Source organism: Paraglaciecola sp. (assembly GCF_051252315.1).
GTDB lineage: Bacteria > Pseudomonadota > Gammaproteobacteria > Enterobacterales > Alteromonadaceae > Paraglaciecola.
The window spans coordinates 54,863-63,124 of the sequence record NZ_JBPOFP010000014.1; the positions used below are offsets into that span (position 1 = coordinate 54,863).

8 protein-coding genes are annotated in these 8,262 nt (G+C 39.5%); 4 read left to right on the forward strand and 4 right to left on the reverse strand.

Translation table 11 applies throughout. The features are described from left to right. Positions 1–43 precede the first annotated feature (43 nt). The 3 genes from gspL to ACSHXM_RS04625 are packed head-to-tail and all read left to right on the forward strand — an operon-like array spanning position 44 to position 2,476. On the forward strand, positions 44–1,249 hold the full coding sequence (gene gspL / locus ACSHXM_RS04615; RefSeq protein ID WP_435687558.1) for a type II secretion system protein GspL: 1,206 nt from the start codon (positions 44–46) through the stop codon (positions 1,247–1,249). A gap of 1 nt (position 1,250) precedes the next feature. Beyond that, entirely contained in the window at positions 1,251–1,730 is a 480-nt protein-coding gene (gspM, locus tag ACSHXM_RS04620; RefSeq protein WP_435687559.1) for a type II secretion system protein GspM, read from the forward strand. After that, the gene (locus ACSHXM_RS04625) at positions 1,727–2,476 is read left to right on the forward strand and encodes a type II secretion system protein N (protein WP_435687560.1); all 750 of its coding nucleotides are present in this window, start codon (positions 1,727–1,729) and stop codon (positions 2,474–2,476) included. Before gspM ends, ACSHXM_RS04625 begins: the two co-directional genes overlap by 4 nt. A gap of 112 nt (positions 2,477–2,588) precedes the next feature. On the opposite strand, the gene ACSHXM_RS04630 is transcribed toward ACSHXM_RS04625, so the two are convergent. Together ACSHXM_RS04630 and ilvC are read right to left on the reverse strand one after the other, a co-directional pair. Next, positions 2,589–2,918 carry a hypothetical protein gene (locus tag ACSHXM_RS04630; protein ID WP_435687561.1) on the reverse strand — a complete coding sequence of 110 codons (330 nt, stop codon included), beginning with the start codon at positions 2,916–2,918 and terminating at the stop codon, positions 2,589–2,591. A gap of 325 nt (positions 2,919–3,243) precedes the next feature. Then, positions 3,244–4,725 (reverse strand): ketol-acid reductoisomerase, encoded by a 1,482-nt coding sequence (gene ilvC, locus ACSHXM_RS04635; protein ID WP_435687562.1) that lies wholly within the window; start codon positions 4,723–4,725, stop codon positions 3,244–3,246. Between the two features lie 167 nt (positions 4,726–4,892). Between ilvC and ilvY the strand changes: the two genes are divergently transcribed. Next, complete coding sequence (gene ilvY, locus ACSHXM_RS04640; RefSeq protein WP_435687563.1) at positions 4,893–5,747, forward strand: HTH-type transcriptional activator IlvY; 855 nt, start codon at positions 4,893–4,895, stop codon at positions 5,745–5,747. A gap of 563 nt (positions 5,748–6,310) precedes the next feature. Here the strand turns inward: ilvY and ACSHXM_RS04645 are convergent. Then, positions 6,311–6,715 (reverse strand): globin family protein, encoded by a 405-nt coding sequence (locus tag ACSHXM_RS04645; RefSeq protein WP_435687564.1) that lies wholly within the window; start codon positions 6,713–6,715, stop codon positions 6,311–6,313. A 246-nt stretch (positions 6,716–6,961) separates the two neighbouring features. Beyond that, a complete protein-coding gene (locus tag ACSHXM_RS04650; RefSeq protein ID WP_435687565.1) occupies positions 6,962–8,032 on the reverse strand; it encodes a GDSL-type esterase/lipase family protein in 1,071 nt (356 codons plus the stop codon). Between the last annotated feature and the right edge of the window lie 230 nt (positions 8,033–8,262).

The window sequence follows — 8,262 nt, forward strand, 5'->3', positions numbered from 1 at the left end:
TTCATTTTATAATCCACAATCATTTTCAAGGCAATGAGACGTTATGGAACAGTTAGTAGTGCGCCTTGGCGCCAATCCAGAAGAAGCCATTCATTGGATAGTGTGGTCAGAACAACAAGATGAAATTATTGCATCTGGTGAACTTGCCAATGCCGATGACTTACACACTTTATCAGACCGAGCTGGTGGCAGACCGATAACCACACTCGTACCTACCAGTGACGTATTGCTTAAATGGGTAGAGTTACCAGCAAAGGCCGGAAGAAAAGCACTAGCCGCAATCCCCTTTATGCTAGAGGAAGAAATTAGCGGTGATATTAGCCAACAGTTTTTTGCCTTGGGGCATAAAGAGGGTCATCAGCAAGCAGTTGCAATTGTCAATAAAGACAAATTACAAACTTGGTTAGACATAGTTGAAGAAGCTGGATTAGCTTGTAACTTAATGCTGCCAGACGTACTTGCTTTACCTATCACTAAAGATGCTTGGAATGTTTTGGAGTTAGGCCAACAATTACTTGTACGTCAAGATAACTGGGCTGGATTACAAGGTGAAACTTCATGGTTAACTCAAGCCATTAAACATCAAGCTCGCCAGGTTGTAAAAAATGAAGATCAAAATTTAGTGCTAGATAATCACTCAGCAATAGATTTGACTCAAATACAGGGCGTATCTGTTAATAGTATGCCTTTAGAATTACCAATGAAATTATTGGCCGAAGGCGCCAGCTCTGCAAAATTTAATTTATTGCAGGGCGAATTTAAAGTCAAAACTCAATCGAATGGTAACTGGAAAAAATGGCGGTTGGCAGCTGTACTGGCCGTAATTGCCTTGTTCACCAGCATAGTAGACAAAACCCTAGAGTTAAATCGAATAGATACCGAGTTAGCGAGCCTAAAATCAGAAATAGATAAAGAATATAAACGAGCATTTCCTCAAGCAGGGGCTTATAGAAACCTTAAAACGACAATGCAACGTAAAATGAAAGCGTTGGAACAGGGGGGTAGCGGCAGTTCTATTTTACTGATGTTAAGTCAGTTAAAACCTGCTTTTGAGTCCTCAAAAGTGAAACCACAAACCTTACGTTTTGACAGTAAACGTTCTGAATTACGTTTGCAGGCTGTGGCCAGTAACTTTGAAGCACTAGATACATTTAAAAAACAAGCAGAAGCCCAAGGATTTGTGGTTGAACAAGGTGCAATTAATCAAAAAGATAATCAGGTAATCGGCTCATTGTCGATTAGGAGTTAGTATGGAAAAACTCAAAAGCACTTTTCAACAACTTAATCCGCGTGAGCGATTACTGGTTTCTATTTCTGCTGTTATTACAGTAATTGCTTTGTTTTATTGGTTAGTATGGTCACCGTTAAACACCTCAATTGAACGGGGAAAAAACAGCCTTAGTAGTCAACAATCACTATTGGCTTGGGTAAAAAAGAACAGTAATCGTGCGATTCAATTACAAAGTACTGGTGGGAAAAAATCTCAGTTTTCTGGCTCCTTGCCTCAAGCAGTAAACCAATCTGCTAGTCGATTAAAGATTAAGATTTCTCGTATGCAACCACAAGGCAGTGAGTTACAAGTTTGGGTAGATCAAGCCCCATTTAATGATGTGCTTAGCTGGTTACAATCTTTAGAGAAAACAGGAATAAACATTTTAGATATTGATATTGCTGAAGCCGGAGAGCCGGGGCAGGTCAAGATCAGGCGCTTAAAATTAGGAAAGTCATGAAGTCATTTTTAAAGTGGGGCGCAGCATGCCTACTTGTTTATTGTATATTTTTGGTTGTTAAACTACCGGCCAATCTGGTCTTAGCTAAATTGCCAATGCCAGCCCAAATAAAAGTCTCGGGCGTATCAGGCACCATTTGGAATGGCCAAGCTCAAATGCTCAGCTATCAAGGTTTTCCCATCGAAAATGTTAATTGGTCTTTATCTGTTTTACCCTTATTAATGGGGAGCGTTAGTGTCGAAATTAAAGGTGGGAATTTACGCCAAGCAGATCAAATATCTATTCAGGGTGAATTAAGCGTATCATCATCGCAGGCAAGCGCTAACGATTTAACTGCTTATGTTCCTGCAGATATCGTTTTGATGAATCTGCCTTTACCTATTCCAGTTCAGGGTGAAGGTCGTTTTAAGATAGAACTACAAGAATTGGATTTTGATTTAATCCAAGGTTGCCAAGTTGTCCAAGGTAAAGGCCAATGGATAAATGCCAAGGTTGCTGGAGTGGGTAAAACTATTGATTTAGGAAATTTCGACGCTTCATTAGCTTGTGAGAAAAATGAAGTATTAGTGAAGGTGAAAGAACCCAATACATTTGGTTTAACGGCTCAAGTCAATATACCTGTTAATAATCAATTCAAGGTAAATGGTCGTTTTAAACCAGCTCCTTCTTTACCTAAAGAAGTCCACCAAGCTGCGTTATTTTTTGGTGACAAAGGCAGCGACGGATATTATCCGATTAACTTTTAACAAGGATAATGGGCTTATCAAATTTGAAAAATTTAACGAGCACGAATCTTATTTGTTAGTTAACCTGAACTCAGGTTAGTGAACAAGATGACTTATCCAAAGTGCGGGTTACTTAGCACACTCTAAGCTTGGGTGGCGGATTTTGATTTTCGATGATGTCCATATTTCTAGTGGTTTTTAGGCCATTTTTTATTCTGTCATAACTGATGTTTTTCATTCCAATTGACTGACAAAATTTATAGATAGCCATAAAGTCATCTTTTTGTAAATCTTTGTTGTCAGAAGATAAATGAGAGTCGATGTACATTTGGTCGCCATTTGCCGTCAGGCTAGCAACTGCAGAATAGGGATCGCCATGATTTTTAACTTTAATGGCTTTAACCATTTTGATTTCAAAAATCCAATCATCTATTTGCGTTGTTTTTGTTATAGATTCGCTCATCTCGACCCTAAAGGTGTGTAGGTTAATAGTATTGATCGAGTAGTGCAATTCACAGGCCAAACGTGGAAGGCACGTTTTATAAGGGCTGGCGGAGATTTGTTACTTACTATCTGTAGCAAAATGCATACACTATTGCTAAATGCTCATTTTATAGCTAAGAACTTGCTTAAATATCCTGCTGTTTTAATTGAGTGTTACTCACATCCCTTATTTTATATGGGGTTGAGTACTGTATCTATTTGTATACATAGGTATAGTTATTAGAACTTATGCATAAAAAAGCCCAGCTAATTAGCTGGGCTATTCAAATTACTTTTATTGAAGATTAAGCTTCAACGATAGCTTTCATGTCAGTCATGTAACCACGTAAAGTTGCGCCGATTGTTTCAACGCCGCTTTCACGGATTTCTTTGTTGATATCAACCAATTTTTTGTTATCAACACTGTTAGACGCAGTAGTGAAAGGTTTACCGATTAAATCGATGCTTAGGTTAGGCATTAACTTTTCACGTAAAATTGGTACAGCAGCGTTAGCGAATAAGTAGTTACCGTATTCAGCTGTATCAGAGATAACCACGTTCATTTCGTACAAACGCTTACGAGCGATAGTGTTCGAAATAAGTGGAGTTTCGTGTAATGATTCGTAGTATGCAGACTCTGGTAAGATACCCGCTTCAACCATAACGTCAAAGGCAAGCTCAACACCGGCTTTGATCATAGCGACTAAGAATACAGCATTGTCGAAATATTCTTGCTCGTCGATAGTACCAGTGAATTCTGGAGCATTTTCAAAACCAGTTTCGCCAGTTTCTTCACGCCATTTAAGCAAGTTAGCGTCGCCATTTGCCCAGTCTTCCATCATAGTGCGAGAGAACTCACCACAGATGATGTCGTCTTGGTGCTTACCGAATAAGTCACCTAACAATACTTTTAATTCTTCAGCTAATTCAAACGCTTTGACTTTAGCTGGATTAGATAGTCTGTCCATCATGTTAGTTACGCCACCGATTTTAAGTGCTTCGGTGATAGTTTCTAAACCGTCTTGGATTAATTTACCGGCATAACCTGGGTCGATACCTTCAGCAACCATTTTTTCGTAACCTAAGATAGCTGCAACTTGTTGCATACCACATAAGATAGTTTGCTCACCCATAAGGTCAGATTTCACTTCAGCTACAAAAGAAGATTCAAGTACACCAGCACGGTCACCACCAGTTGCTGAAGCTAATGCTTTAGCAATATCCCAGCCTTGGCCTTTAGGATCGTTTTCTGGGTGAACAGCGATTAGGGTAGGAACACCAAAACCACGTTTGTATTCTTCACGTACTTCAGTACCTGGGCACTTAGGCGCACACATAACAACTGTAAGGTCAGAACGAATTTGTTGGCCTTCTTCAACAATGTTGAAACCATGTGAGTAACCTAAAGTAGCGCCTTGCTGCATTAGAGGCATTACTGCTTCAACTACACTTGAGTGTTGCTTATCTGGTGTTAGGTTATAAACGATATCGGCAGTAGGGATAAGGTCTTGGTATGTACCAACAGTGAAACCATTGTCGCTAGCGCGTTGGAAAGAGTCACGCTTTTCGTCGATAGCAGCTTGGCGAAGGGCATAAGAAATATCTAAGCCAGAATCGCGCATGTTCAAACCTTGGTTTAAACCTTGAGCACCACAACCAACGATAACGATTTTTTTGCCTTTTAAGAAATCACAACCAGAAGCAAACTCTGAACGTTGCATAAAACGGCAGCGACCTAATTGGTCTAGTTGCTGGCGTAGCGATAATGTATTGAAATAATTAGCCATGTTAATACCTTTAATTTTTACGAGTAAATTCTGGATGAATTTACGATGGCCGAATAATAGATAAAGATGAACGTTGTTTAAAATGATATATTTGCAATATAATGTTTCATTTTTCGCAATGTCGGGTTTTGACTTAATTTTAGACCTATCAATATCAGGGGGAGTAGATGGACATTCGCAGTTTAGAATTATTTCAACACTTAGCGAACAGCTTACATTTTAGTAAAACGGCTGATGCTTTGTTTGTGAGCCCCTCTACATTAAGCCGAACTATTCAACGTCTTGAGGATGAGTGCGGTACCACATTATTTGTGCGAGATAATCGTAAAGTTAAACTGACCGCGGCAGGGGCTAAATTATTAGGTTTTAGTCAGCAAACCCTTGCCGAATGGAAAAAAGTGCAAATAGAGTTGAAGCAAGATCATCAGCAATTACAAGGTGAATTGAGTTTGTTTTGTTCTGTTACTGCCAGCCAAAGTCATTTGCCTAATTTATTAGATAATTTTCGACATAAGTATCCGCAAGTAGAGATAAAGCTTAGTACCGGCGACCCTGCTTGGTCAGCCAGTAAAGTGATGCAGCAAGAAGTAGATGCATCTATTGCTATTTATACCCCCGACTTTCCAAAAGAATTAACATTTCTACCCTTGGATGAAATTCCTTTAGTCTTGATTGCCGCAAAAGATATGCATTTATCTAAACTTAGCCAAGTTGAGTGGCATAACCATTCGTTTATTCTGCCTGAGTCGGGCCCCTCAAAACGAATTGTACACCACTGGTTTGCCGAGCAAGGAATTCGTCCAAGAGTGTATGCAACCGTAGCAGGTAACGAGGCCATCGTGAGCATGGTGGCATTAGGTTGTGGATTAGGCATAGTGCCGAGCGTGGTATTGGACAATTCAACAGTCGGACAAAAAGTAAGTCGTATTATTTTAGATGATATTGAGCCTTATCAACTAGGCCTGTGTTGTTTAAAGGCAAGAGCTGAAGAACCAGCAATTAAGGCACTGCTTAATTGCTAGCCGCAAGGGCTAAAGCATGGCTGCGCCACAAAGCATTCGCTGCGCTTACTTTTATTCACTTCGTTCACAAAGCATTCGCGTTGCTCACCTGCATCCCTGCAGTTTTTAACTCACGTCCGTGAGAGCTAGTGACTCTTTTTACAACAGCAAAAAAAGAGTAACCAGAAAAATGCCGCGCTCCGACCAAATTCCTAATCCATCAAACAATTGTCTTTTAAGTCAGATCGGCAATAGGCCGCTCCCATCTATAAAAGATTGCCTTGTCCAGACGTCCATGTCTGGCCATCTGACAAGCCAATAATTTGATGGGGAATTTGTAGTCGCGATAAATCAAAAGCATGTGCTGCGCTCACTAAAGAATATGAAAGAACGGAATTTTGTCTGGAGCAAGAGACTTTTTGGTTACTTTTGAGTCTTTTTAAAAGTAACTGGTAAAGCAGGGATGCTTTATCAAAAACGCATGCGACCGCCATGGATGGCGGAAGATAGAATAACGCAGGACGCAGTTATCGAGATGATGGTGAAAGAAGTGAATAATTTGGGCGTATGAAATACAACGATATTTATTTTGTCGCTTCAATCATAACCTTACTAACAAGGCCGTAGACTTCAGTCCAAGCTGCTTCAACATCTGGTGTAAACGCGTCTTCTAACCCTTGTTCTAAAGTGAGTAATAGGGCTTCACCCACGTAACCGTAATGTTCATCTTTAACACCATAACTAACGTGTCTTTGGGCTAGTTTTTTTAGTTCTGGTACTAATACATCTAACTCAGTTAGTTTGTTTACGGCTATCCCAAGCATTTTCATCAACTTAGCACCTTGCTGTTCGATGTCTCCTTTGAACAAAGGTTTTAAACTAGGTTGAGCTTCAAAAAGGTTGGTATAAAAAAGTGCTGCAGCTTGCGGCGCAATACTTTCTACTGTTTTCCAAGAAGACTGCACTGCATTGATTACTTGAATATCCATGGTCATTTCCTTAATTAGCAAAAGAGTAGGTTATTCAAGATAGATGCCACGGCTTTTTAAATCTTTTTTAAATTGACCCTTACCCAAGTAATCAAGGATGGGTGGTGTTTTCATGCGGTTTTTTAGTGGAGAAACGGCTTAATTATTCAGTTTTTTGATGCAAATGCACTGATTTAGTGCTGAGCTTATACACCAAGGATCAACAGCCCCTAGTAGCCAAACAAATTAAGCCATAATAAAAGTCATTTACCAGTTCAGTTCGTGCTGCATTATTTTATGCAAGTTTGCGCCTAAACGACTCTGTGTTTTGAGATTAGGGTGAAAATGACAGCCATATCCGTCGTCTTTTTCAATTTTTCCTAAATTTAACATTTTTATGTTTTGCGACTCTAGCAGCTGCAAAATTGTCTTTTGAGCCAGGCGTTGTTCGCCCTGGATCATAGGACTCATGATTAGGTATATGGTTTTATTAGGGTAATCTTGTTGCAATTTGTTTAGTAAAACTTCCATAGCAGCTCGGTAACCTTTAGCACTGCCATCCCAAAAATCATTTGTACCTATGTTCAGCCAAATGACATCTGGCTGATAATTGCTAGTAGGCCAAAGGCTATTTTCAGCGTTAGCTAAAGTTCGAGTGTGACGATGTATGATAGTTGGTTGAGACGGCTGCTTCTCACCATAATTTCGCCAAACACCTATGCCTGACCAAGCAATGATATTTAATTCCGCATTTAATTTAGTGGCTGCGATTGATGCGTAGCTAAGAAGAGCGTTTGATGTCTCTAGAGAATAGCCGCATGTTTCATCGGCTCCTTCAACACCATAACCGGCAGTGATGGAATCACCTAACACTAGAATTTTACGTTTTTTAGCTTGTGGCGGGGATATAAAATGTCCATCAACTTTTGGAATACCAGCTAAAGTCGTGATACCTGCAGTGGATTCACTTAAACGAATAAGTCGAATCTTATGTTTCCCTTGGGTTAGGTTATTAGCTAATTGATAGGTGTTTTTATCTGGTGACACCCATAAATCTCTGGTCAAGCCATCCACACTTAGTTGAAAACGGGTTTTATCTTCACTCACTAAGTTAATGCTTGTTGATGTGCCTTCAAAATTAAAGGCCAGTTCACTTCCAGGCCAAGTGAAACTATATTGATTGGGCTTAGTTTGTTCAAAACGCCCTGTTAATAAAACATGTTCTGAGTCGAGCCTTGCGTTGCCAATGCTGTTAGATGGTTTTATATCTGTAATGGAGCATGCAGATACTAGACAAATTAAAAATAGAGAATGTAGGGTGTTAATGGATTTCGTCATGACTGCTTTTAGCCTTTTAAGTGGCAACGTGAAGTGTTTATAAGCCAAATTAGTGAGATGAAAGTGTAAAGGATTAGTATTTTAACGTTGTAGGGAACTGTAAAAAAACACCTCAAACTTATGGTTTGATACAGTTTGATACCAGTTAATGCTCAAAAACAGTGGATAGCCGATAGTTTATAGAAAAAGATAAAAGCAGAAAAAGCAATTGAACCAAAGAGGGCAAAGAG